The sequence below is a fragment of the Microbacterium sp. Y355 genome, assembly GCF_059445345.1.
The window spans coordinates 1,603,574-1,626,788 of record NZ_JCAIUD010000001.1; the positions used below are offsets into that span (position 1 = coordinate 1,603,574).

18 protein-coding genes are annotated in these 23,215 nt (G+C 64.4%); 9 read left to right on the forward strand and 9 right to left on the reverse strand.

The genetic code is table 11. The features are described 5' to 3' along the window. Positions 1 to 115: 115 nt before the first annotated feature. The 3 genes from AC1C2O_RS07750 to AC1C2O_RS07760 form a co-directional block, all read right to left on the reverse strand. Positions 116 to 793 carry a CPBP family intramembrane glutamic endopeptidase gene (locus tag AC1C2O_RS07750; RefSeq protein WP_495429849.1) on the reverse strand — a complete coding sequence of 226 codons (678 nt, stop codon included), beginning with the start codon at positions 791 to 793 and terminating at the stop codon, positions 116 to 118. 73 nt (positions 794 to 866) lie between these two features. Next, positions 867 to 1,409 carry a hypothetical protein gene (locus AC1C2O_RS07755; RefSeq protein ID WP_495429850.1) on the reverse strand — a complete coding sequence of 181 codons (543 nt, stop codon included), beginning with the start codon at positions 1,407 to 1,409 and terminating at the stop codon, positions 867 to 869. 137 nt (positions 1,410 to 1,546) lie between these two features. Then, positions 1,547 to 2,296, reverse strand: a complete 750-nt coding sequence (locus tag AC1C2O_RS07760; protein WP_495429851.1) for a CPBP family intramembrane glutamic endopeptidase — start codon at positions 2,294 to 2,296, stop codon at positions 1,547 to 1,549. Between the two features lie 99 nt (positions 2,297 to 2,395). Here AC1C2O_RS07760 and AC1C2O_RS07765 point away from each other — a divergent pair, with 99 nt between their 5' ends. The 5 genes from AC1C2O_RS07765 to AC1C2O_RS07785 are packed head-to-tail and all read left to right on the forward strand — an operon-like array spanning position 2,396 to position 7,611. Beyond that, positions 2,396 to 3,817: a tyrosine-protein kinase domain-containing protein gene (locus AC1C2O_RS07765; RefSeq protein ID WP_495429852.1), complete on the forward strand. Its 1,422-nt coding sequence runs from the start codon at positions 2,396 to 2,398 to the stop codon at positions 3,815 to 3,817. Positions 3,818 to 3,823: 6 nt separating this feature from the next. Next, entirely contained in the window at positions 3,824 to 4,702 is an 879-nt protein-coding gene (locus tag AC1C2O_RS07770) for a hypothetical protein (RefSeq protein ID WP_495429853.1), read from the forward strand. After that, on the forward strand, positions 4,702 to 6,465 hold the full coding sequence (locus AC1C2O_RS07775) for a DUF4012 domain-containing protein (RefSeq protein WP_495429854.1): 1,764 nt from the start codon (positions 4,702 to 4,704) through the stop codon (positions 6,463 to 6,465). The genes AC1C2O_RS07770 and AC1C2O_RS07775 overlap by 1 nt, the downstream gene beginning before the upstream one ends. A 7-nt stretch (positions 6,466 to 6,472) precedes the next feature. After that, positions 6,473 to 6,922, forward strand: coding sequence for a VanZ family protein (locus AC1C2O_RS07780; RefSeq protein WP_495429855.1), 450 nt, complete (start codon positions 6,473 to 6,475; stop codon positions 6,920 to 6,922). Beyond that, a complete protein-coding gene (locus AC1C2O_RS07785; protein ID WP_495429856.1) occupies positions 6,919 to 7,611 on the forward strand; it encodes an arsenate reductase/protein-tyrosine-phosphatase family protein in 693 nt (230 codons plus the stop codon). Before AC1C2O_RS07780 ends, AC1C2O_RS07785 begins: the two co-directional genes overlap by 4 nt. Positions 7,612 to 7,620: 9 nt before the next feature. Here the strand turns inward: AC1C2O_RS07785 and AC1C2O_RS07790 are convergent, their stop codons facing one another. From AC1C2O_RS07790 to AC1C2O_RS07800, 3 genes are read right to left on the reverse strand one after another with little or no spacing between them, the layout of a single operon-like run. Continuing rightward, the gene (locus tag AC1C2O_RS07790) at positions 7,621 to 10,110 is read right to left on the reverse strand and encodes a glycoside hydrolase family 3 C-terminal domain-containing protein (RefSeq protein WP_495429857.1); all 2,490 of its coding nucleotides are present in this window, start codon (positions 10,108 to 10,110) and stop codon (positions 7,621 to 7,623) included. Further along, entirely contained in the window at positions 10,107 to 12,404 is a 2,298-nt protein-coding gene (yicI, locus tag AC1C2O_RS07795) for an alpha-xylosidase (protein ID WP_495429858.1), read from the reverse strand. Before yicI ends, AC1C2O_RS07790 begins: the two co-directional genes overlap by 4 nt. Beyond that, positions 12,401 to 14,443, reverse strand: coding sequence for a beta-galactosidase (locus AC1C2O_RS07800; protein WP_495429859.1), 2,043 nt, complete (start codon positions 14,441 to 14,443; stop codon positions 12,401 to 12,403). Before AC1C2O_RS07800 ends, yicI begins: the two co-directional genes overlap by 4 nt. 144 nt (positions 14,444 to 14,587) lie before the next feature. Between AC1C2O_RS07800 and AC1C2O_RS07805 the strand changes: the two genes are divergently transcribed. Together AC1C2O_RS07805 and AC1C2O_RS07810 are read left to right on the forward strand one after the other, a co-directional pair. Beyond that, the gene (locus tag AC1C2O_RS07805) at positions 14,588 to 15,571 is read left to right on the forward strand and encodes a LacI family DNA-binding transcriptional regulator (protein ID WP_495429860.1); all 984 of its coding nucleotides are present in this window, start codon (positions 14,588 to 14,590) and stop codon (positions 15,569 to 15,571) included. Continuing rightward, the gene (locus AC1C2O_RS07810; protein ID WP_495429861.1) at positions 15,572 to 16,183 is read left to right on the forward strand and encodes a DUF624 domain-containing protein; all 612 of its coding nucleotides are present in this window, start codon (positions 15,572 to 15,574) and stop codon (positions 16,181 to 16,183) included. It begins immediately after the preceding gene. A 203-nt stretch (positions 16,184 to 16,386) separates the two neighbouring features. On the opposite strand, the gene AC1C2O_RS07815 is transcribed toward AC1C2O_RS07810, so the two are convergent. From AC1C2O_RS07815 to AC1C2O_RS07825, 3 genes are read right to left on the reverse strand one after another with little or no spacing between them, the layout of a single operon-like run. Next, positions 16,387 to 18,147, reverse strand: coding sequence for a type 2 periplasmic-binding domain-containing protein (locus AC1C2O_RS07815; protein ID WP_495429862.1), 1,761 nt, complete (start codon positions 18,145 to 18,147; stop codon positions 16,387 to 16,389). 32 nt (positions 18,148 to 18,179) lie between these two features. Beyond that, positions 18,180 to 19,148, reverse strand: coding sequence for a carbohydrate ABC transporter permease (locus tag AC1C2O_RS07820; protein ID WP_495429863.1), 969 nt, complete (start codon positions 19,146 to 19,148; stop codon positions 18,180 to 18,182). Between the two features lie 13 nt (positions 19,149 to 19,161). Further along, positions 19,162 to 20,160, reverse strand: a complete 999-nt coding sequence (locus tag AC1C2O_RS07825) for an ABC transporter permease (protein ID WP_495429864.1) — start codon at positions 20,158 to 20,160, stop codon at positions 19,162 to 19,164. A 192-nt stretch (positions 20,161 to 20,352) separates the two neighbouring features. Here AC1C2O_RS07825 and AC1C2O_RS07830 point away from each other — a divergent pair, with 192 nt between their 5' ends. Then, the gene (locus AC1C2O_RS07830) at positions 20,353 to 21,324 is read left to right on the forward strand and encodes an acetylxylan esterase (protein WP_495429865.1); all 972 of its coding nucleotides are present in this window, start codon (positions 20,353 to 20,355) and stop codon (positions 21,322 to 21,324) included. A 310-nt stretch (positions 21,325 to 21,634) separates the two neighbouring features. After that, positions 21,635 to 23,167, forward strand: coding sequence for a sugar transferase (locus AC1C2O_RS07835; protein ID WP_495429866.1), 1,533 nt, complete (start codon positions 21,635 to 21,637; stop codon positions 23,165 to 23,167). Positions 23,168 to 23,215: the final 48 nt, after the last annotated feature.

The window sequence follows — 23,215 nt, forward strand, 5'->3', positions numbered from 1 at the left end:
CGTCCTCAGGAGTGCACCTATCCCCTTCGATACACATGTGCATCATTAATCAGCATAGTGAATGGGGCGTGAACCTCCCGATATTTGACGTAGGAGAGAAAGCGGTCTCACACACTCACCAGAGCAGCAAAGCCACGCCGAGCGCGTTGTGCACGGTGTGCGCAGTGATTGCCGCCGTCAATCGGCCGGTCACCGCAGTCAACACACCGCACACCACGCCGACCGCGATCGTCGAGACCAGCAGTCCTGCCTGCAACCCGCTCGTCGAGACGTGCGCCAGAACGAACACCGCCGTCGTGATCGCGATCGAGACCCCCGTCGCTACGGCGATGCCAGAGGCATGCATGCCATCAGTCAGCGCTCGCTGTAGAACACCACGAAAGAGGAGCTCTTCGGCAAATGGAGAGACCACGACTGCGACGATGAGCGACAGCATAATTGCTGGCGCGATACCCCCGCCGAGCGGATTATTCGCTGTGCCCGTCGTCGGGAAGAGCATCTCGATGAGAGCCCGCACCACGAGGCCCGCGCACACTCCGATGCCAATATCCGTGAGACGCAGTCGCGTCAGACCCACGGCTGCGGCGAAACCGGCCGAAGTGGTCAGGAAAGGGATGAGAATGCCAGCCACCAGTAGCGGCAGGGTCGTGGCCAGTGTCAGTACACCCGTCTGCGCGAGACCAGCAAGCGGGAGGGTCGTGGAGAGCTCGCGAAGCACGACACTCGCACCGACACCGATCAGCGCCAAAATGATGGCCAGTGCAGAGCGATCAAACACTTCGGGCGGGCGCAAAGAAAACGCCGACCGGCCCGGGGGATGATCCGGGGCGGTCGGCGTTTTCGGAGTCAGCGGTATTACTCGATGCTCAGTTGCTGCTGTTGGAGCGACGACGTGCAGCGGCTGCTGCCACTGCGATGCCGCCGATGCCGATGGCACCAACACCGGCCCAGATCACGCCGGCCGGCACGTCGCTACCGGTTGCTGCAAGACCGTCATCGCCAGGGGTGCCAGGTGCGGCAGCTGCTGCGACTACGACGTCGAGCGTGATCGGCTCCATGCCTTCACCGGTGACGACAACGGCGAAGGAACCGGGCCCTGCCGGGGTGAATACGGCCGAAGCGGTGTTGTTGACGACGGGCTTGACGACAGACAGGTCGACTGTGCTGGCGGCAGCGAAGACCATCGATGTGAGCGTCGATCCGACGGGTGCACCGTTGATCGTGAACGTAACCTCGGTCACGCCATCGGGTACCTGGACGGTAAGGCTGACGCCCTGGCCGGGAACCGGCGTGGTGTCACTGATGGTGATCTCGGGGCCGTCTGCCGGGTACTCCGCGGCGTTTGCGGCGGAGGCGCCACCGACAACAAGAACTCCAGCGAGCGCGAGGCTCGTCAGCGTCTTCTTCATGTGTGCATCCCTTTACGTTGCGGAGGCTCACCAGCACAGTGCCGAACCGCGGCGGGTGCGCGGTTGCCCCTATATCAACTGAATTCTGGCATAGAACACGCGCGGATGCGACTACTGGTGATATATACACCCGAACGTTAACCCCAGAGTGTGCCGATGATCGCGAGCACGACGTAGGCCGCGTTGAACACTAAGTGCACGAAAACTGCTCCCCAGATTCGACCGGTGGCGAGGACCAGCGCTCCGCAGGCAAGCCCCATAACCATCGGCATCACCCACGCCTCCCACGAAATGCCAGTGGTCCAGGCGTGCGTTGCGATGAATGCCGCGGTGCTGAGCGCAAGAGAGGTGAGCACGGCCGGAACACGTCCCGCCACACGTCGCACGACGGAGTACGCGGTCACCAACAGCACTCCTCGGAAGAACAGTTCTTCGATCAGGGGGGCGACGAACAAGAACGATCCGACATCGGCGAACAACCAGACATTCTGCTGACCCGATCCGTAGCTCGGAAGCGCACCCACGCCGCCGGCCGCAACGGCCAGCCATCCCTGAACCAACCGCAGGGCCAGGCCGAACGCTAGGCCGTAAAGAATGTCTACAGCGCGCAGCTGCAGCAACGGGCGCGGCTTTGCTCGCAGGAACGCAATGACCACGGCAACCAGCATGCCCACCAGCACCACAATGCTCGCGACCAACGGTGCCGTCGTCGCCGGATCGAAGCCACGAATGGCGGCAGCGACCAGAAGTGCCAGGCCGAGCACAACCAAGGCGATGGCGAGAACTGTCTCGTCCCAGGGCTTAACGGTGCGGCCACCATCCCGCCAGTCACGCCGGCGACGGACGCGGGAGGAGGTCAGCCCTGCGGAGGAGATGTCGGCGACCACGGCTCCCACGCTACCGTGAGCCGCCTTCTATGCCACCGTCACAGCCGGATCTCGCGTCCGCACTATGGCAGGATTGAGGCGAATATCGACAGGGAGCTCATGGAACTGCGCGACTACCTCCACGTTCTGCGTAAGTACGCGGTTCTGATTGTGATCACGACTCTCGTCGGCGTCGGTGCCGCTGCTGTGTGGTCCCTCACCCGCACTCCCATGTACAACGCATCGAGCACGGTCTATGTCTCGACGCAGGCTGGTGAATCGGTTGCCGAACTGCAGCAGGGCCAGACCTTCACCCAGGCGCGCGTCGCAACCTATGCCGCACTCGCGACGAAGCCGGTCGTCATCGACCCGGTGATCACCGAGCTCAGCCTCGATTCGACCGCCGCATCGCAGGCGAGCCGGGTCACAGCGACAGCGCAGACGGGCACGAACCTGATCACGATCACCGTATCGGATGCCGACCCCGCTCAGGCAGCAGAGATCTCCAACGCGATATCCGGCAGCCTCACCACGACCGTGGAAAGCCTTGACACGCTCGATGGTCAGGCGAGCCCGGTCAGACTGACGCGCGTGGAGAATGCTCTTCCGCCGTCGCAGGCTGCCAGTCCCAATGTGCCGCTCAACCTCGCTCTCGGGCTGCTCCTCGGTATCGCCGCCGGTGTCGGCATCGCCATGCTGCTCACCGTGCTCGACACGCGTGTACGCACGAAGCGCGACGTGCAGCACATCACCGATGTGCCTGTGATCGGGGCGATCCCATTCGACCCGAAGTGGAAGCAGCGCCCGCTGATCATCAACGTCGACCCGTTGAGCCCGCGCGCCGAGGCGTTCCGCTCGCTGCGCACCAACCTGCAATTCGTCGAGTTCGACGGCAAGCACAGCTTCACGGTCACATCTTCCATGCCGTCTGAGGGCAAAAGCAGCACCTCGATCAACTTGGCGATCGCTCTCGCCGACGCCGGCAAGAAGGTCGCTCTACTCGATGCCGATCTGCGCAAGCCCAAGGTCGCCGAATATTGCCAGATCGATGGGGCGATCGGTCTCTCTGACGTACTCATCGGCAGCGTGCGCCTCGGAGATGTAATGCTGCCGTGGGGCGAGCGCAGTCTGTGGATACTGCCCGCAGGGCGCATTCCCCCGAACCCGAGCGAACTGCTCGGTTCATCACAGATGCGCCAGCTGCTCGAAGTGCTTGAGCGAGACTTCGATGTCGTGATCTGCGACTCGCCGCCGCTGCTGCCGGTGACCGATGCCGCAGTGCTGTCGAAGGCAACGAGCCGGGTCATCACTGTCGTCGCCGCCGGTGAGACGACAAAGCAGCAGCTCAACGCCGCGATGTCAGCGTTGGAGCACGTCGATGCGAACCAGGCGGGCATCGTGATCACCAAGGTGCCGACGCGCGGCGCGGATGCCGCCACTTACGGCTACGGCTATGGATACGGCGAGCAGCGCTACGGCGACGAGCCAGCCGAGGAGCCGCGTCGTAAAAGGCGCGCTGCGTCCGCTGACGGCCCGGTGTGAGGATCAATGCGCCCGCCCACCGCAGGCCGTAGGGCTGCCACCATCGCGATCGTCGCCGTACTCGGTGTCGTCGTGGCAGTGCTGTGTGGCATCGCGCTCACGCGGCCGCATTCGACGACCAACGACAGTGGTGCTGAGCCGTTGCCGGCCCTGAGCCCGACGACGAGCACCACTCCGACGCCGACGCCGACGCCCGACTCTCGGCCAGCGAATCGCGCCGACGAGCGCTTCCTCTCCTTCACTGGAGGAAGCGACTGGCGTGCGACGGCCGGTTCCTGCGAAGGCGCAGCGCCACTACTTCAGCGCCTGAACGAGCAGGGCCAGTGGGTGGACGTCGTCCCCCGGGAACACCAGCTGCGCCAGATCGCCTCACTCGACGCCTACAGCGACGGGGCAGAGCTGGTCGGCGGCGTGGACGATGCGTGCACCGCAGCATCCTTGCGCACCTTCAGCGGGGGCGACGCGTGGGCATCCTACGAAGACGCGCTCGAACGCTCGCGCTATCTCGACCTCGCCGATCCAGGCATCGCGCACACACGCAACGGTGAGATCGCCGCACCGTGCGCGAATGCGACCGGTCTGCGGGCCTCGGGAGACATCGTCGCCCTGATCTGTGACGGGCAGGCCTGGCTACAGACGAATGATGCATGGACGGCGCTGGAGGCACCGAACGTGAAGGCCATTGCCATCGATAACGCTGACCTCATCATCGGACACCAGACCGATGAATGCGCCGGACTCGCTCTGACCCGCGTCTCTGGCACCGAGACCACCCCCATCAGCTGTGCGGAGAACGTGGACGTCGCCCAGCCCATCGCGGTCGCGTCGACGGGCGACGGCGTGGTCGTCTGGGCCGCTGATGACATGATTCAGGTCGTCCGCTGATGTCGATCTCGTCTGCACACAGCAAACGCATCGGCAGGATTGTCGGATGGACGCTGGCCGCAATTCTCATCGCCGTACTGGCCGCAACGCTGTGGATCACGTTCCGCGGTGTCTCTGCCGCCCAACATATGCAAGCCGCCCGCGCGCAGATCGATACCGCCGCCGAAGCCATGAGCGACCCCGACGCCGCCGCCATCGCCATCCGAGAGATCCGCGAGAACGCGCGCGCCGCCCACGGGTTGACGAGCGATCCGATCTGGTGGGCGGGGTCACAGTTGCCGTGGGTCGGGCCTCAGCTCGGAGCAGTGTCGACGATCGCAGCAACCCTTGACGACATCAGCACCACCACCCTGACTCCGCTCGCACACGTGCTCTCGAGCGTCGACATGGATGCGTTCCGCTTCGAGGGCGGCGGAATCGACCTCTCGGTGTTCACGACCATTCAGGATGCCGCCGATCAGGCCGCGGCCGGAATGTCTTCCGCGTCTGCCGCGCTGAACGCGATCGATACGAAGCCGCTTCTGCAGCCCCTGCGCGAAGTGGTCGAGACTTCTGCGGCGCAGGTCGAAGATGTCGCCAATGCGGCAGACACGCTGCAGCGCACGGCCACGCTGCTGCCCACGATGCTCGGCGGTGAAGAGAAGCGCACCTGGCTGCTGCTTTTCCAGAACCCGGCCGAGCTCCGCTCGCTCGGCGGTATGCCGGGGGCCACTGCGGTGCTCACCGCGGAGAACGGCCAAGTCAGTCTGGCGGAGCAAGGCGATGCGAATATGCCGCGCTTCCCTGAGCCGGTCATCCCGCTCGACCCAGAACTGCAGGCGCTGTACGGAAATCGCCCTGCCCTGTTCTTCTCAGGCACAACGATCCTCCCGGATTTCTCTCTCGCCGCTCCTCTCGCGCGGGAGATGTGGGAACGCGCGCACGGCACGAGCGCCGACGGTGTCGTCTCCATCGACCCCATCGTTCTTTCGTACCTGCTCGAGGCCACCGGACCCATCGACTTGCCGACCGGCGAGACACTGACCGCTGAGAATGCCGTGAATCTGCTTCTGCACGATGTCTATCTGCGCTATGACGATCCTGTCGAGCAGAACCTCGTGTTCGCCCAGGCCGCGGCCACCGTGTTCGACACGCTGATGAGCGGCACAGCAGACGCCACAAAGATCCTCTCGGCGCTCAGCCGCGCGTCCGATGAGCGACGGCTGCTGCTGTGGAGTGCCCATGAAGACGAGCAGCAGATACTCGCCGAGACGACGCTCTCGGGCCATCGCCCCGTCACCGACGAGGATGCCGCGCGCTTCGGCATCTACCTCAACGACGGCACCGGGTCGAAGCTCGGCTCCTACCTCGATGTCGACTCACAGGTCGCATGGGACCGCTGCGGTGCCGGGCAGGTGACGTCTGAGGCCACGCTCACGTTCACGCTGACTAACACCGCGCCGGCCGACGCGGCCACCAGCCTGCCGGGGGCTATCGTTGGCGGCAGCTATGGCGTGCCCGCCGCGACGCTGCGCGTCGTGAGCTACATCTATCTGCCCGTTGGAGCGAACCTGCTCGAGTCATCGCTCTCAGGAGATCTCGCCTTCGGCGGCGGCCCCGACGGCGAGTACCGTGTGCTGAGCTTCTCGGCCGACCTGGCGCCGGGCGACTCGACGACCGCGACACTCACCGTCTCACTTCCCAACGCCATCCCCGACGAGATCATCGCCGAAGTCACCCCGGCATTCGGGGCAACCTCGGTCGTCGCGACCTGTGAGTCCTGAGCCGAGCATGTCGATGCTCGCGTTCCTATCGCGCGTGCTCCTGGTGCCCTACACGGCCGCTGTGGCGCTCATCGTTTGGCTGCCTGACGACCAGGCGGGCAAGGTCACCGGTATCGTCGGGCAGCTCGCACGATCGCTGGCATACCGCCTCGACGTCTCGTTCACACTCACGTACACCGTGCTGGAGTTCGTGGCGAACATCGCCCTGTTCGTGCCGTTCGGCATTCTGCTCGCCCTCGCCTGGCCACGCCTCAAGGTGTGGCATATGGCCGCGCTGGGCCTGCTGACAAGCGGGGTGATCGAGTTCGTTCAGATCTTCCTACCGACACGGTTCTCCACGCTCTCCGACCTGATCGCGAACACGGCTGGTGCATTGCTCGGGTGCCTGATCGTTCGTGTGCTCGTCTGGCTCTCGCACACGCCCGCACCGGGCAGACGACCTAGGGTGGAAACGTGAGTTCATCTGCCGATCCTGCTGCCAACATGAGTCGTCGCGATTGGCGGGAGCACCATGCGGATCCTTCGGTCGAGGCACCCTCGCCCTCAGACGACAGCCCCCTGAACATCCTGATCGTGTGCACCGGCAATATCTGCCGCTCCCCCATGGGTGAAGTCGTGCTGCGCGCGCGGCTGCAACCGCTGGGCGTCCACGTGCACAGCGCCGGAACCCATGCCCTCGTCGGTCACGAGATGACCGAGCCCGCGCAGGCTCTCGCCGTCGAGTCGGGCGCCAAGACAGAGGATGCCGCAGGCCATATCGCCCGCTACCTGGTGGAGCCGATGCTGCTCAGTGCAGATCTCGTTCTCACGATGACGCGCGAACACCGCACGCACGCCGTCACGATGGTGCCGAGCCGGGTTCGCCGCACATTCACGGTGCGCGAGTTCGCGCGCCTTGCCGCTGGGCTGAGCACCGAAGACGCCCGCAACGCAGCTGAGACAGCCGGCGGCAACCTCAAAGTTCGATTCGCCGCTGCTCTGCAGGCGGTCTCCGATCAGCGTCCTCGCACCGCCGCCACCGACCAGAAGAATGACGACGTGATCGACCCGTATCGCCGTTCTTCAGAGGTGTACGCACAATCGGCAGCGCAGCTCATTCCCGCGCTAGACGAGGTCGAGCGCATCGTTCGCGCAGCACTGGTCTGACGCGGACAGCTACCCGACCGTGAGCACCGCCGCTACCGGCAGCTCATCAGCACTCGACCCTGCGGCCACCCGGTAGTCGCCGGGCTGCACGCGCAGCGCGCCCTCGTGCAGCCAGTCGTCCACGGCACCGTCGAGCCGCAGCGCGTCATCCCACACTGACAGCCGCGCGATGCCGAAAGACACCTCCACTTGGCGCTCCTCCCCCGGCTCTAGGCGCACACGGCGATACCCGACCAGCAGACGGCGCGGTGCCGGCAGCGGTAGGGCCGGCGCCAGCACGTACACCTGCACGAGCTCTTCTGCCACGCGATCGCCGGTGTTCGCTACGGTGACAACGGCCGTGATCTCGCCTCGGACGCCGAGCGCCGGATGCTTGTGCGTCGGCGCTGGCGCCGCCACCCGATTCGCTTTGAGCGTCACACCCCGGTACTCGACGGTTGAGTACGTCAGGCCATGCCCGAAGGCGAAAGTGTAGGGGGCAGGCTGGTGCCGGTACGTTGCCTGCTGTCGCAGTGTGTCGTAGTCGAACAGGTCGCCCGCCTGCGCGGGATCGGCCGGCCATGACTGTGCCAGACGCCCGGTCGGCTCACGATCACCGCTGAAGACATCGGCGATGCCGTGTCCGAGTTCCTGACCACCGTGGCTCGACCAGACCACCGTGGCCGCGGCATCCGCTTCTCCAAGCACATACGGGTAGCTCGACACAATCGTGAGCACGGTGCGCTCGTTGGCCTCCTGCGCGGTGCGCCAGATCTCCGTGAACGCCTCCGGCAGCATCAGGTGCGGACGATCCTCGGTCTCGCGCCCGGCCAGGTGCGGATCATTGCCCACAGCGACCACGACGACATCCGCCGCGGCCGCCGCGGCAGCGACCGCGGCGTGGCCCGCACGCACCGTGCGCACGCCGAAACGCTCGGCCTGATCGAGAGTCACGCCCTCGGCCAACAACAACCCCACTTCGCGCGCCACACGCACCCATCGGCCAGAGCCCAGGTGCAACAGCGACCAGGTGCCGTCTGCGTGCACGTGCGCGCGGAAACTTTCCTGCACGACCCACTCACCGACCCGCGCAGAATCGGCACGCATAGGCCAGGCGCCGCCCGTGAACAGCTTGCCGCTGGCGTGCGCACGCAGCGTCAGCAGCCCATCGCCCCAGTCGGTGACGTCGAACAACGCGGCATCCTCTACCGAAGGTGCGGTCGCCGCGACCGTCTTCCCGTCGGCGGATGCCACGACATATTGGCCGTTCGTTGCACGCAGCGAGATCGTGTCTGCGCCGGTCTCGATCACGACATCCGCAGACGGATACCGCTCGGCAAGCCCCTTCGCGATGCCCACCGCGTACGGCGGAGTGCCCGAGTACCAGTCAGTCAGCACCGCATCGGCGAGCGGGCCGACAACGGCGATCCGCTTGGGCGAAGCAAACGGAAGCACACCCTGGTCATTGCGCAGCACGGCGACCGCACGACCGGCGGCCTCGCGTGCCAACTCTCGCGCGCCAGGTGCGTCGATCGCATCCGCGCCGATACCGGCGTATGGGTCGGCATCTCCGTCGAACTCACCAGTGCGAATGCGCATCTCGAGGATGTGCGTCACCGCCTGATCGATGTCGGCTGTGGTGAGGAGTCCCTGCTCCAGCGCGGCCGTGAGGTTCTTGATCGTCGGCTGCGCGTCAGCATCATTGTCGGTGAACGAGTCCATGCCGCTGGTCACCAGCGCCGCCGCCGCATGGATGCTGTCGGGCTGTGCCCCCTGGATCGTCACGGTGAACGTCGGGGCACCGGCATCCGACACGATCGCCAGCGATCCCTCTGCCCAACTGCGCGCCTCGGCGACGAGCTCGGGCTGCGTGTGGGCGGGCGATCCGTTGACCTGGTTGTATGCCAGCATCATGCTGCCGGCAACGCCCTGCTCGATCGCCGCACGGAACGCAGGCAACTCTTCCTCGTGCAGCGTACGCAGCGACATCTCGGACGACGTCGCGGAGCGGTCGGTCTCGTTGCTGTACGCCAGGAAGTGCTTCAGCGCTGGAACCGTCTTCCATACCCGCTCGTCGTCGCCACGCAGGCCCTTCGAGTAGGCGGCACCGAGCTGACCCGTCAGATGCGGGTCCTCGGAGTAGCCCTCCTCGTTGCGTCCCCACTGGGGGTGGCGCAGCGTGTTGACCACTGGCGCCCACACGTTCAGACTCACCAGCGGGTCTTCGGCGCGCTTGGCACGCGCCTCCGTCGACGTCACGGCTCCAATGGCTTCGAGAAGCTCGGTGTCCCAGGTCGCGGCCATGCCCACCGGCTGTGGAAATACGGTGGCGTTGCCCAGCCAGGCAACCCCGTGCAGAGTCTCGGCACCGGTGCGAGATTCGGCGACGCCCAGGCGCTCGATCGCCGGCATCGCCTGATGCAGCATTGCGATGCGCTCCTCGAGCGTCAGCTGCGACAGCAGGTCAGCGGCACGCTCGGACACCGACAGATCGGTACGACGGAACAGTTCTTCGCTCACTTCACATCCTCCACAGACGCAGCTTCTACAGAAATAGACACTCCACCGGCGCCATCCGCCGAAACGACACTCTCGCCCACCTGCAGCGACCACGATGCGGTCGCATCGGTACTGGTTGCAGTGACACGCGAGCCCTCGCGCCGCACACGGAAGCTCGTCGACGACCCGGCAAGTCCCGGAACGACCGTCACTTCGTCATAGCCATCCGGCAGCTCGAAGCAGCGCAGCGTCACGCCTTCCGCCCACTCATAATCGGGGCGAGAACCGGTCGCACCCCACGGCAGCACGGTGCCCGGACGCACGCGCAGCGGCACCGACAGGTAGTCGTGGTTTTCAGAGATCCAGCGGCTGCCGTCCACGATCGAGCCGTCGATCAGAGACGTCCACGATCCAGCCGGAAGGTAATACGAGGCATCCCCTTCGGACGTGAACACCGGCGCCACCAGCAGCGAGCCGCCCAGCATGTACTGGGTGTCAGCGTCGTAGCCAGAGCGGTCTTCGGGGAATTCCAGCACCATCGGACGCATCATCGGAATGCCGTCTGTGTGCGCCTGCTCGGCGACACCAGCCAGATACGGCATGAGTCGCATTTTCAACGTGGTGAACGCGCGAGTGACGTCGACGGCCTCTTCGTCGAACATCCACGGCACCCGGAAGCTGTCAGAGCCGTGCAACCGCGAGTGCGAAGACAACAGCCCGAAGGCGAGCCAGCGCTTGAACAGCCCCGCATCAGGGGTGCCCTCGAAGCCGCCGATGTCATGACTCCAGTAGCCGAAGCCACTCATCGCCAGCGACAGACCGCCGCGCAACGACTCGGCCATAGACGCGAACGTCGAGTCGCTGTCGCCGCCCCAGTGCACCGGGAACTGCTGCGTGCCTGCGGTCGCCGAACGAGCGAAGAGCACAGCCTCCCCTTCACCGCGATGCTTCTCCAGCGCACGGAAAACGACCTCGTTGTACAGCTTCGGATAGAAATTATGCATCCGCGCGGGGTCAGAGCCGTCGAACCACTCCACGCCCTCATGCGGGATGCGCTCGCCGAAGTCGGTCTTGAAAGAGTCGACTCCCTGCGCCATCAGTCGTTCCAGGTGCGCGACGTACCAGTCCGCGGCATCAGGGTTCGTGAAGTCGACGATGCCCATGCTCGCCTGCCACAGATCCCACTGCCAAACGCTGCCGTCGGTGCGCGTGAGAAGGTATCCCTTCTCTGCTGCCTCGGTGAAAAGCGCCGAGCGCTGCGCGATGTACGGGTTGATCCAGGCCGAGACCTTGAGTCCGCGCTCATGCAGACGAGACAGCTGCCCCTCTGGGTCGGGGAAGGTCCGTGGGTCCCACTCGAAGTCGGTCCACTGGTACTCGCGCATCCAGAAGCAGTCGAAATGGAACACGCTCAGCGGCAGCTCGCGCTCGGCGAAGCCATCGATGAACTCGTTCACCGTCGCCTCGTCGTAGTTCGCTGTGAATGAGGTCGTCAGCCACAGGCCGAACGACCACGCCGGTACGCGCGCCGGACGACCGGTGAGCTTCGTGTAGCGGCTGAGGACGGCCTTCGGGGTGCCTCCGCCGATGACGAAGTAGTCGAGAGTCTCACCCGCCACCGAGAACTGCACGCGTGAGTTGACCTCGCTGCCGACCTCGAACGAGACCTCATCCGGACTGTCGACGAGCACGCCGTAGCCACGCGAGGTGACGTAAAACGGCACAGCTTTGTACGACTGCTCGCTCGAGGTGCCGCCATCGGCGTTCCAACTCTCGACGGTCTGACCGTTCTTCACGAACGCGCCGAACCGTTCGCCGAATCCGTAGACGCGCTCGCCGGGTGCCAGCGCCAGCTGCTGGTGCACCCACGTGGCCTGGTCTGCGGCGCTGTAGTGACCGACCGAACGCTGCTCGGAGCGGGTGAGCTCACGGCCGTCCTGCTCGAAGACGACATCCCACCCGTCACCGCGGTTGACGCGCACCGTGAGGTCGCCGGTCTGCAGCACGCCGCCGTTCTCGTCGGCCGATACGGCCGGCGCGAACCCGGGCTCTGCGTTGATTTCGAAGTCGGGCCCACGATGCACACCGCCGGCATGACGCTGCACACGCACCTTCACGACGCCGGGCGCCGGAGACGAGTACGTGACGGTGATCATCGGGCGGTTCAACGTGTCTCCGCGGTGGCGGATGTGCGCCGTCGGCGCATACACGGTGAGCGTGCCCGCCGCCTCATCGATGCGGATGTCGTCGACTTCGACCGCGAACAGCGGGGTGAGCCCCGGCCTTGTCAACCAGTAGCCGTCGGTGAACTTCACCTCGTGTGCCTTTCGCTCAGTGCGCGGACTTCGCCGGGCGCGATGCCGACGATTCCGGTGGTCTCATCTCCGGTGAGCAGGTCGACCAGACCCGCAGTCACCGGCACTTCAAGGGGATGGATGCCGTGATTCAGCAGGAACAGCACGTCGCCACGCTGCACGGCCTCGAGCCCTTCGGGCAGCACGTCGAGCGTTGGCACTGCACCGGAGACGGATGCCGCGGCGAGGGCTTCGGCCACCACAGAGTCCAGCGCGCCATCCGAGACGACCGCGCCCAGATACCAGGCGGTGCCGTTGCGCGTGATCGCCGGAATTCCTGCCAGTTCGCCGCTGTCGTGGGTTGCGACGACGTCGGCGCCCTCAGCGCGGAGGCGCTCGGCGAGGATGCTCGCGGTCTGCGGCTCTGCAGCGTTGAAAGCATCGCCGAAGCCATCGGCGAATCGCAGGGCGCCAGGCTCATCCGGCATCCCGGCCCATTCTTCGCCGCTCACGCCGAGAAGTTCTCGCAGCAGCACGGGTGATCGTCCCTGCGAGATTGCGGCGTTCTCGTCGGCGACGCCGCTGAACGGACCGATTACGATCTGCGTGCCGCGGGCAGCGGCTGCGGCGAGCGCCGCGGCGGTGGCGGGATTGAGAATGTACGCATGCGGCACCAGGATCACCTTGTACGCATCCAGCACGGCGTCATGGCTGAGCACGTCGACCGCAATGCCACGGCGCCACAGCGAGCGGTACCAGCGGTTCATCTCGGTCATCGTCGACAGTCGCTCTGTGGGGCGTGCCGGCTCCTCCCCCGCCCACCAGCTCGACCAGTCGAACAGCATCGCGACATCGGTTTCGACACGGGCGCCGCCCACTGACGCGAGCAATTGGAGATCAGCACCCTGCCTGCACACGCCGCGGAACACATCGCTGTCTGCGCCGGCGTGCGGAAGCATCGACGAATGGAAGCGTTCTGCACCTGAGCGCGCCTGCCGCCACTGGAAGAAGCAGATGGCGTCTGCGCCGCGGGCGACAGCCTGAAGCGAATCCTGACGCGCGCGCAGCGGCGACTTGGGCACATTGTGCGCGCGCCAGTTGACCGCGCTGATGGACTGCTCCATGAGCACCCAGCTGCGACCGCCACCGAGAGAACGCATCAGGTCCTGCACCAGGGCGATCTCGCTCGGCGCGTTCGGGCTCGCCGGGTCGGGGTACTGGTCGTCCGCGACGACGTCGACCTCGCCCGCCCACGAGTGATAGTCGGCCAGGGCGAAGAAGCCCATGAAGTTCGTGGTGATCGGCTGCTCGGCGCCGGTCTGACGAATCGCGTCGCGCAACTCGGTGTAGCAATCCAGCAGCTGGTCGGAGCTGTACCGGCGGAAGTCGAGGGACTGCGCGGGGTTGACCAGATACGGCATGCGCCTCGGCGGCAGAATCTCGGCGAAGTCGTCGTACCGCTGCGACCAGAACGCGGTGTTCCAGGCCCGATTCAGCTCATCGATCGAGTCGTAGCGCTCCTTGAGCCACCGACGGAACTCGCGCGCCCCCTCATCGCCGTGGTCGACCTGGCCATACTCGTTGCCGACATGCCACATACGCACGGCGGGGTGAGTCGCGTAGCGCTCGGCGATGTCTCGTGTAATCGCCAGCGCATGCTCACGGTATGTGCGCGAGGCCGGAGAGAACTGGTTGCGTGATCCCGCAATCAGTCGCACACCGTCACGGTCGACGGGCAGGGTATCCGGATGCTGCACACCCAGCCACGGCGGCGGGGATGCCACCGGTGTGGCGAGGTCGACTGAGATGTCGGCGGCGTGCAGCAAATCGAGGATCTCGTCTAGCCATCCCCACTCACGGGCACCGGGGCGCGGCTCGATCATCGCCCAGCTGAAGACGCCGACTGTGACGAAGTTGACTCCGGCCTGGCGCATGAGTTCGACGTCTTCACGCCACGTCTCCCTCGGCCACTGTTCGGGGTTGTAATCACCGCCGAACGCGAGTCCGCGGTCGGAAATGAGCGCGTCGAAGGCATGCCGTGCGCTGGTCGTCGATGACATTTTCAGTGATTCCCCGTCGAATTGTCGAAGCGTTTCAACAACGAGAACATATACTAACCAGATGCGGATGTCCACGCGGGCCATGGAGGCCCTCCACGTGTTGCGTTGCCGACGTCCGCCGACCATAGAAACAAGGGAGCTTTCATGGTGACGATCGCTGATGTCGCAGAGGCCGCTGGTGTCTCGATCTCAACTGTTTCCTATGTCATGAGCGGCAAACGCACGATCTCACAGGACACCAAGGAGCGCGTCGAGGCCGCCATCGACAAGCTGGCGTACAGCCCGCACGCCAGTGCGCGTTCGCTCGCGTCCCGTTTGACGAACGTCATCGGCCTGCAGGCGCCGCTGCGTGCAGGCGTCGACGTGAACGTCATCATGGAGATCGTCTCGGGCGTCGTGAAGGAAGCCAGAGAGAACCACTACGACATCCTGCTACTCACCAGCGACGATGCCGAGGGACTGGGCCGCGCCGCGCGAGGGTCGATGGTTGATGCCCTGATGGTGATGGATATCGAATCGAATGACCCGCGCATCGCGACGCTGCAGGAGCTGTCGACGCCCAGCGTTCTCATCGGCCTCCCCGCCGGCGCAGACGACCTCCTTTGCGTCGACTTCGACTTCGCGGCCGCCGGTCGGCTGGCCGCCACACGCCTGGCCCGGCTCGGGCACCGACGCGTTGCACTGTTCGGCGCATCCGCCGAGGTGCTGCAGCGGCACACCTCGTACGCCGAGCGTTTGAACGACGGATTCCTATCGGCATGCCGGGAACTCGGCGTGACCGGCAGCGTACACGCCTGCCCCAGTTCAGCGGATGCTGTCGGGGTCGTAGACGCCGTGCTGCAGTCGGATGCGGAGATCACCGGCATCCTGTTTCACAATGAGGCGGCGCTCTCCCACGTCGCCGGTCATGTGACGGGCCGCGGACGCGATGTCATCGCACTGAGCCCGGCGCATCTGGTGCGAGATATGCCTGGGCTGCTCGACACGATCGACGTGCCGGCGGCTGAGATCGGCGCGAGCGCAACCCGCGCGATCCTGGCCGTGCTGGGCGACGAGAAGCCCGAGCGGGTGCAGCTGCTCGCCCCGACGTTCGTCTCGGGCGTGGATCTCTCCAGCACGGAGTTCTGAGTGCGCATCGATCCAGAAGGCCGCACGGCGCAGGGCATCACCGGTTTCCTCAGCTTCGTGGCGCTGAACCTGCTCTACCTGCTGCTGTGTCTGCCCATCGTCACCATCGGAGCGGCCACCGCGGCGCTGTACCAGGTGACGATCCGCTACTCGGATGATGAGAGCGGACGCCCGCTGAAAGACTTCTTCCCCGCGTTCATTCGCAACTTCAAGCCCGCCTCGCTGCTGGCTCTGGTGTTGCTGCTGCCAGTGCTCCTGCTGCTGGCAGTCGCGGTGTTCTGGTCGGGCTCTGCCACTGTGGTCGGAGGTGTCGCCATGGTCATCTCGATCATCGCGGCGTTCTACCTGTTCGCGGCGTTCTTGTTCGCCATGGCGCTCACCGGCGTATACGAGACATCGTTCCGCCAGACCGCGAAGAATGCGCTGCTGCTGCCGATGGCGCAGCCACTGCGAACGATGGGAATCCTGTTGGTGCCGGCGGCGCTGATCTGCATCACCGTAGTCATTCCGATGTTCGGAGTGATCCTCGCCACGGTCGGTTTCTCGGTGGGCGCCTACGTGACAGCGTTCCTCTTCCGCAGCGCCTTCGCCCGCCACACTCCCGGCGCCTGAGCTCGCCCGCGCCTTCGGCCTCGCCCGACGCCCGCGCGCCCGCGCCCGACGCTCGCACGCTTGGGCGGACTTCGCACTCATGGGCGGAGGATTCCTCAAGATTCCTCCGCCCAAGCGTGCGTTCTCCGCCCGAACGGGTGCCCGGACACGGCAACGGGCCCGGGACGCTTGCGCACTCCGGGCCCGCTTACTGCAACTACTGACTACTCGGCGAACTCAGCGGCGACTGCCTCGCGCTGCTCGTTCTGGTCCTTCGCAGTCGCGAGGTCTACCTCGAGCACTTTGTCGTAGCCGAGGCCGGACGCGGTCTTCTGCAGGTCGGCCCAGATCGTGTCGAACTGCTCGTCGCTCTCGGCGAAGACCGACCGCCACGAGGCCTGCACGATGATGGTCTTGACCTGGTTGCGCAGCGTCTCGATCTCAGAGTTGTCGGCCGGAATCGTATAGCTGGCCCCTGGCGCGACAAGCAGCTGGTCGTTGTCTTCCAGGTACTGCATCGTGGTCGTGGCACCGCCCATGTGCTCTGCCCAGTCGTCGGTCAGCGGGTTCGCCGTCTGCTCCTGGTAGGTCTCCCAGAGCTTGTAGCTGTACGGGAAGCCGGTGCCAGGATCGGTTTCGATCGGCAGGACGACGCTGATGTTCAACGTCGAGGCGCCATCGAGGTAGCTCCCGCCGCCGCCCCATTCTTCCGGCACTGTCGCGTCGCCTTCGAGGAAAACTTCCTTGCCGAAGTCGGTGAGTTCCGGCTTGCCATCCGCGTTCATGTCCCAGGTCAGCCCCTGCGGACCTGCCGCACCCATGGTCTGACTGCTGTTGGACAGCGAGCCCTCGGCGGAGTACAGCCAGTCGATGAACGCCGCGATGCGCTCCGGGTCCTCAGCCTGCGACCCGATCGCGAGCACCTGCTTGCCGCCGTATGCTTCGGCGCCGTAGGAGAAAATCTCCTGATCCTTGAGCGGGGCGATCATGAATCCCTTACCTTCGGCCATGTTGCTGTCGGTGTTGTATGCCGACTGCCCGAGCCACGGCCACCAGGTGAACAGCACCTGACCGTTCTGCATCTTCGAGAACAGTGTGTCGTAGTTCTGCGTCGTCGATTCGGGGTCGACCAGGCCGAGCTTGTTCGCTTCGTAGAAGAAGTTCAACACCCGCTCGTACATGCCGTCATCGTCGAGGATGCCCTCGTATTCCGAGCCGTCGGCCTTGGCGAGCGCGAATTGGACCTCGTCGTAGCCGTAGTAAGTGATGGGCTGCTTAGCGTTGTTCATGAAGTTGCCGTCCCAGTCTTTGAACAGCGATAGGGCGTAGACCTTCTGACCGTTCGGCGCGGTCGGCTCGAGGTCCTGCATCTCCTTCAGAATGGGCAGCAGATCCTCGAGGGTGTCGATTTCCGGGTAGCCGAGCTCGCCGTAAAGGTCCCACCGCAGGAATGGCCCGAACGTCGGATCGATGCCCTCGGAGGGCTCGGTCGGCAGCAGACTGGATACCGAGCTCGGGAACGCGTAGACGCCGTCTGCGCTCGCGTTCAGATTCTCGACGGCGGCGTCGAACCGAGCCGCGTTCTCCATAGCCGGGTAGTAGGCGGATGCATCCGCTACTAGCCCGCCCTGGATCAGCTCGTCGAGCTTCTCACCCTTGTCGGTGATGATGAGGTCGCCGAGGTCGCCAGCAGAGACTCGGGTGTTGTAGAGGGTGTCGCCACCGCCCGCAACGTTCGGGGCGATGATGTTCAACTCCATGTTGAACTTGTCCTTGACGATCTTCGCGAACCATCCTTCTTGGATGCCCATGTAGTTGGCCAGGCCATCGAAGACGTCGATCGTGATCTCTTCCTCCCACTGCGAGGGGAAGGAATCGATGGCCTCTGCTTCCGCCTTGTCGTCACCTCCGCCCGTGCATGAGGTGAGCATTCCCGCGGCGACAAGGGCCACGACGCCCGCTGCAACTTTCCGCTTCAGCTTCATTGCTTTTCCTTTCTTATGGATGCGAGGACGCGTCAGCCCTTGACGGCGCCCAGCATGATGCCCTTCACGAAGAAGCGCTGGAACAGGGGGTAGATGAAGATGATCGGCAGCACCACGAGCACCGAGACCGTCATCCGAATCGAGGTCGGCGTTTGCGAGGTCGCAGCTCCGACGATGGCGCCAAGGTTTCCGCCGGCGTTTTGCGCCGCCTGGGCGAGGCTGGATGCCTGATTGATGAACATGTAGAGCAGGTACTGCAACGTGTACAGACTCTGGTCGGTGATGTAGATCAGGGTGTCTTGGAAGCTGTTCCACTGCGCCACTGCCGCGAAGATTGCCACGGTCGCCAGGATCGGCGTCATGTTCGGCAGATAGACCTTGAAGAAGATCTGCACGATGTTCGCGCCATCCAACTCGGCGGCTTCCTGCAGAGATTCCGGCATCGACTCGACGTAGGTCTTGACCAGGATGATGAAGAACGGCTGCACGATAAATGGCAGCACATAGACCCAGAAGTTGTTCGTCAGTCCGAGGTTCTTCATGATGATGAACACCGGGATCAGGCCAGCGCTGAAGTACATCGTGATGATGACGGAGCGGTACCAGAACTGGCGTGCCCACATGCGACTCTGCGTGAACATGAAGCCGAGGAAAGCGGATGCCAGCACCGTGGCGACTGTGCCGATCACTGTGCGCGCGACGCTGACGATGGCTGCCATCCCCAGCCCGTTCAGATTGAAGACGTCCTTGTAATTCTGCAGGTGGAAGCCGATCGGCCACAGTCGCACATCGCCGAGCGCGGAGACGTCGTTGGCACTGACGGAGTTGATGATCAGGTAGTAGAACGGATAGGCGCAGATCACCACGAGCAGCCCGAAGACCGTGTAGTTGATGATTGCGAAGAGCACGTCCCCGCCGCTTTGGTGCGACGTCTTGTGCGACAGCGCAGCGTTGTTCTTCAGCGGACTTTTGAGCGTGGGAGCAGTGACGAGACCGGTCATGTGCAGATCCCTCTCAGACGATCGCTTCGCCGCGTACACGCTTGGCGATGCCGTTGACGGTGAACAGGAGGATGACCGAGATGATGCTCTTGAGCATGCCGATCGCGGTTGCCATCGACAGGCTGTTGCCGGTCATGCCGATGTTGTAGACGTACAGGTCGAGCACCTGAATCCATTGCATGTTGAATGCGTTCTGGAAGACGAAGTACTGCTCCATGCCGTTGTTGAGCAGGTTCGCAACCGACAGCAACAGCAGCACGAGGTAGGTCGGCATCAGCGCGGGCACCGTGATGTACCACATGATCTGGAAGCGCCCGGCGCCGTCGATTCGAGCCGACTCGTACATCGAGGGGTCGATTCCGGAGACGGCAGCCAGGTAGATGATCGCGCCCCAACCGAGCCCCTTCCAGACGCTCCACAACGTCATCACGATCCAGACGTTGTCGCTCGTGTCGAGGAACTTGAGCGGAGCGGTGATGAGGCCGAAGTCCGAGAGCACGTTGTTGACGAGGCCGGAGCTCGAGAACAGCGAGAAGGCGATCATGTAGACGAGCACCCACGAGATGAAGTTCGGCAGTGTGGTCAGCGTCTGCACTGCGTTGCGGAACCACTTGGCGCGCACTTCGTTGAGGAACACCGCGAACGCGAGCGGGAGGATCGAGGTGAGGATGCCGAGGAAGCTGATCGCCAGGGTGTTCATCAGCACCTGGCCGATCTGCGCCATCTGCGTCGGCGAGCTGACCAGCATCCGGAACCACTGCAGCCCGACAAACTCGCTGCCCTCAAGACCCAGTGCGGGCTTGTAGTCGAACAGCGCGTAGATCCAGCCGTACAGCGGGAAGTAGCTGAACAGGAATACCAGCACCAGGAACGGCACGATGACCAGGAACATCCCGTAGGACTTCCGACCGCCAGACCGTTTCTGCAGGCGCTTCTTTGCGCGCGGCGAACGCTCGCCCTTGTTGTCGAGCTGTTCAGCCACTGTCCTCGTGACCGTCGTGGGCATCGTCATCGCCTACCGCCTCTGGGGGCAACAATCGTCATCGAATCTCCACTCACCTCGGGTCATTGAGGGCGTTTCGGAATGCGGCAGAGCATTCGAAGTCGAAACGCTTCGACCGAGAGTATCCGCTCAGGCCACGATCCGCAATCCATCAGGCGAAGCGTTTCGAATATGGCCCGATTTTGCGATACGGTAACCGTCGTGCCACTGACTGATATGCCCCTCGATGACCTTCGCTCCTTCCGCCCGGATGTCGCCGAGCCGAGCGATTTCGATGACTTCTGGAGTGCCACTCTCGCTTCGTCGCGCGCGGCGGGGTCAGAGGCGCAACTCGCGGCTGCGGAGACTCCGATCAGTCAGTTGATCGTGGAGGATCTGACGTTCTCCGGCTTCGGCGGTGAGCCGATCCGCGCGTGGGTCACTCGCCCACGCAGCGGCGAGGCTTTGCCTGCCGTGGTGGAGTACATCGGTTACGGCGGCGGCCGTGGCATGGCCGGGGAGCGCCTGCAGTGGGCCAGCGCCGGATACGTGCATGTGCTGATGGATACGCGAGGGCAGGGTGCGAACTGGGGCTCTGGCGGCGATACGCCCGACCCGCACGGCTCGGATGGCGCATCGACCGGATTCATGACTCGCGGCATTTTGAATCGCGACGAGTACTACTACCGTCGACTGTTCACCGATGCAGCGCTCGCGGTCGACGCTGTGCGCTCGCTCCCGTTCGTGGATGCTGCGCGGGTCAGCGTGACCGGAGCCAGCCAGGGCGGCGGCATCGCACTGGCCACGGCAGGTCTACACCCCGACGTGTTCACGGCGATGCCCGATGTGCCGTTTCTGTGCCACTTTCGGCGTTCGGTCGAACAAACGCCAGAGCATCCGTACCGCGAGATCGAGCGTTACCTCGCAGTGCACCGCGATCGCATCAACCAGGTGTTCGAGACACTGTCGTACTTCGACGGAGTGAACTTCGCCCGCCGCATCACCAAGCCTGCACTGTTCTCGGTCGGGCTGATGGACGCCATCGTGCCCCCCTCCAGCGTGTACGCCGCATACAACCATCTGGCGTCAGCGGATGCCTCGATTGAGGTCTATTCGTTCAACGGACACGAGGGCGGTCAGCACGCCCACTGGTTGCGCCAGACGCAGTGGCTCGCGGAGCGCCTCGAGGGCTGAGCGCGTCGTGGCAGCGTTCCTGCGCGAACGCGGCATGAGGAATCGACACGAATATGTCGATTCGTCAGATTGTCTCTTTCGTTTCGTCCCGCGCTCCGCTAGTGTGGCGAACATCTGAACTGCTAGATAGTGAGTGCCGCTGGGAATCGGCACACACAACGTGATGTGGGATTACGTAGTCGAGCAGCATCGTGAAGTCTGCGGTGACAGATAACCCGTGCGTGTGGGACGTGCGGTCTGGGGATAAAACTGGGGAAATAATGTCGCACTGGGGATTTTTGCGTACATTCACGGCTTGGGGCCGACGGGTATGACATCCGTCGACGATGCCCTGAGCTTGACACGCGTCGAAACGGCCGTATTCACGGCATCTGTTCCGCGCGCTGTCCGGACCGAAACGACCACGGTGTTCACACCGCGCGTTTCGGCGACACTGGAGCGCCGTCAGCAATGGGAACGGGCGTACCGCGCCCGTCTCGGGCTGACGGATGCCGCTGTGATCGCGATCACCGTCGGTGTCGCATCCAGTGTCCTTCTCCAGTACGGTGAGCCGCTCACGAGCGCCGCGATGCAAGGGACGCTGCTGTCAGTCGCATGGTTCATCATGCTGCTGACCACGCGCACCCGCAACGCGGCACTGTTCCGCTCGAGCGCTGAGGAGTACCGAGGCATCGCGCATGCCTCTGGACTCGCTGTTGGCATGGTGGCGGTAACCGCCTTGCTGCTCGGCTGGGACTCAATGCGGCTCATCGTGCTCATCTCCCTCCCCGCAGGCGTGCTCGGCCTGTTGATGAGCAGGTGGTCATGGCGGCGCTGGTTGAGCAACCGGCGCCGTCATGGCTTCTTCACCTCACGCACCCTCGTCGTGGGCAACCGCGACGACGTCGACTACGTCGTGGGTGCGCTGCATCCGATCGGCACCGCCGGATATCAAGTCGTTGGTGCGACTCTGCTCGACGGTAACGCCCGCGAGCTACATCTCGACGGCACCACCATTCCGGTGCTGGGCAATGTCACCTCGGTCGCGCATGTCGCGCGTCAGATCGAAGCCGACACGATCATCGTGGCCGGTCGTCCCGAAGGCGATCCCGACTTCGTCAAGAACCTCAGCTGGCAGCTAGAGGGAACGGCCGCAGAGCTGGTGCTCTCGAGCCGCCTCGCCGACGTCGCCGGACCGCGACTGTCGTTCGCACCGGTAGATGGCCTGCCACTGATCAAGGTGCAGATTCCAACCTACGAAGGTGCCAAGCACCTACTCAAGCGCGCACTCGACATCGCTGTCTCCGTACTCGCGCTGATTCCGATCGCGGTGATCACACCGCTGCTCGCGCTGCTGATCAAGCTGGATTCTCCCGGCCCCGTGTTCTTCTTCCAAGAACGCGTGGGTCGGGATGGGGAACGATTCCAGATCGTCAAGTTCCGCTCGATGCACACGGATGCCGAACGGAAACTCGCCGCCTTGAAAGCGAACCATGACGGCGCTGGCCTCCTTTTCAAGCTGAAGGACGACCCGCGCGTCACTCGCGTCGGAAAGGTGCTGCGCAGGCTGTCGTTCGACGAGCTGCCGCAGTTCTGGAACGTGCTCGCTGGCGAGATGAGCGTCGTCGGCCCGCGCCCGCCACTGCCAAGTGAGGTCATCGCCTACGACGGCACCGTCTCGCGCCGGCTGTACATCAAGCCCGGAATCACTGGACTCTGGCAGGTATCGGGTCGCAGCGATCTGAGCTGGGACGAGAGCATCCGTCTCGACCTTCGCTACGTCGAAAACTGGTCAGTGATGACCGACCTGCAGATCATGTGGCGCACAGCCAGAGTGATGGTCGCTCCGACGGGAGCGTACTGACAGTCCGAACCTCGGCTTGACCGAGCATCCATGACCGCGGGGAGGCGG

Coding starts and splice junctions, on each gene's coding strand:
- AC1C2O_RS07755 (WP_495429850.1), bottom strand. CDS start 1,409: ATGAAGAAGACGCTGACGAGCCTCGCGCTCGCTGGAGTTCTTGTTGTC.
- AC1C2O_RS07765 (WP_495429852.1), top strand. CDS start 2,396: ATGGAACTGCGCGACTACCTCCACGTTCTGCGTAAGTACGCGGTTCTG.
- AC1C2O_RS07770 (WP_495429853.1), top strand. CDS start 3,824: ATGCGCCCGCCCACCGCAGGCCGTAGGGCTGCCACCATCGCGATCGTC.
- AC1C2O_RS07775 (WP_495429854.1), top strand. CDS start 4,702: ATGTCGATCTCGTCTGCACACAGCAAACGCATCGGCAGGATTGTCGGA.
- AC1C2O_RS07780 (WP_495429855.1), top strand. CDS start 6,473: ATGTCGATGCTCGCGTTCCTATCGCGCGTGCTCCTGGTGCCCTACACG.
- AC1C2O_RS07800 (WP_495429859.1), bottom strand. CDS start 14,443: ATGTCATCGACGACCAGCGCACGGCATGCCTTCGACGCGCTCATTTCC.
- AC1C2O_RS07805 (WP_495429860.1), top strand. CDS start 14,588: ATGGTGACGATCGCTGATGTCGCAGAGGCCGCTGGTGTCTCGATCTCA.
- AC1C2O_RS07815 (WP_495429862.1), bottom strand. CDS start 18,147: ATGAAGCTGAAGCGGAAAGTTGCAGCGGGCGTCGTGGCCCTTGTCGCC.
- AC1C2O_RS07820 (WP_495429863.1), bottom strand. CDS start 19,148: ATGACCGGTCTCGTCACTGCTCCCACGCTCAAAAGTCCGCTGAAGAAC.
- AC1C2O_RS07825 (WP_495429864.1), bottom strand. CDS start 20,160: ATGACGATGCCCACGACGGTCACGAGGACAGTGGCTGAACAGCTCGAC.
- AC1C2O_RS07835 (WP_495429866.1), top strand. CDS start 21,635: ATGACATCCGTCGACGATGCCCTGAGCTTGACACGCGTCGAAACGGCC.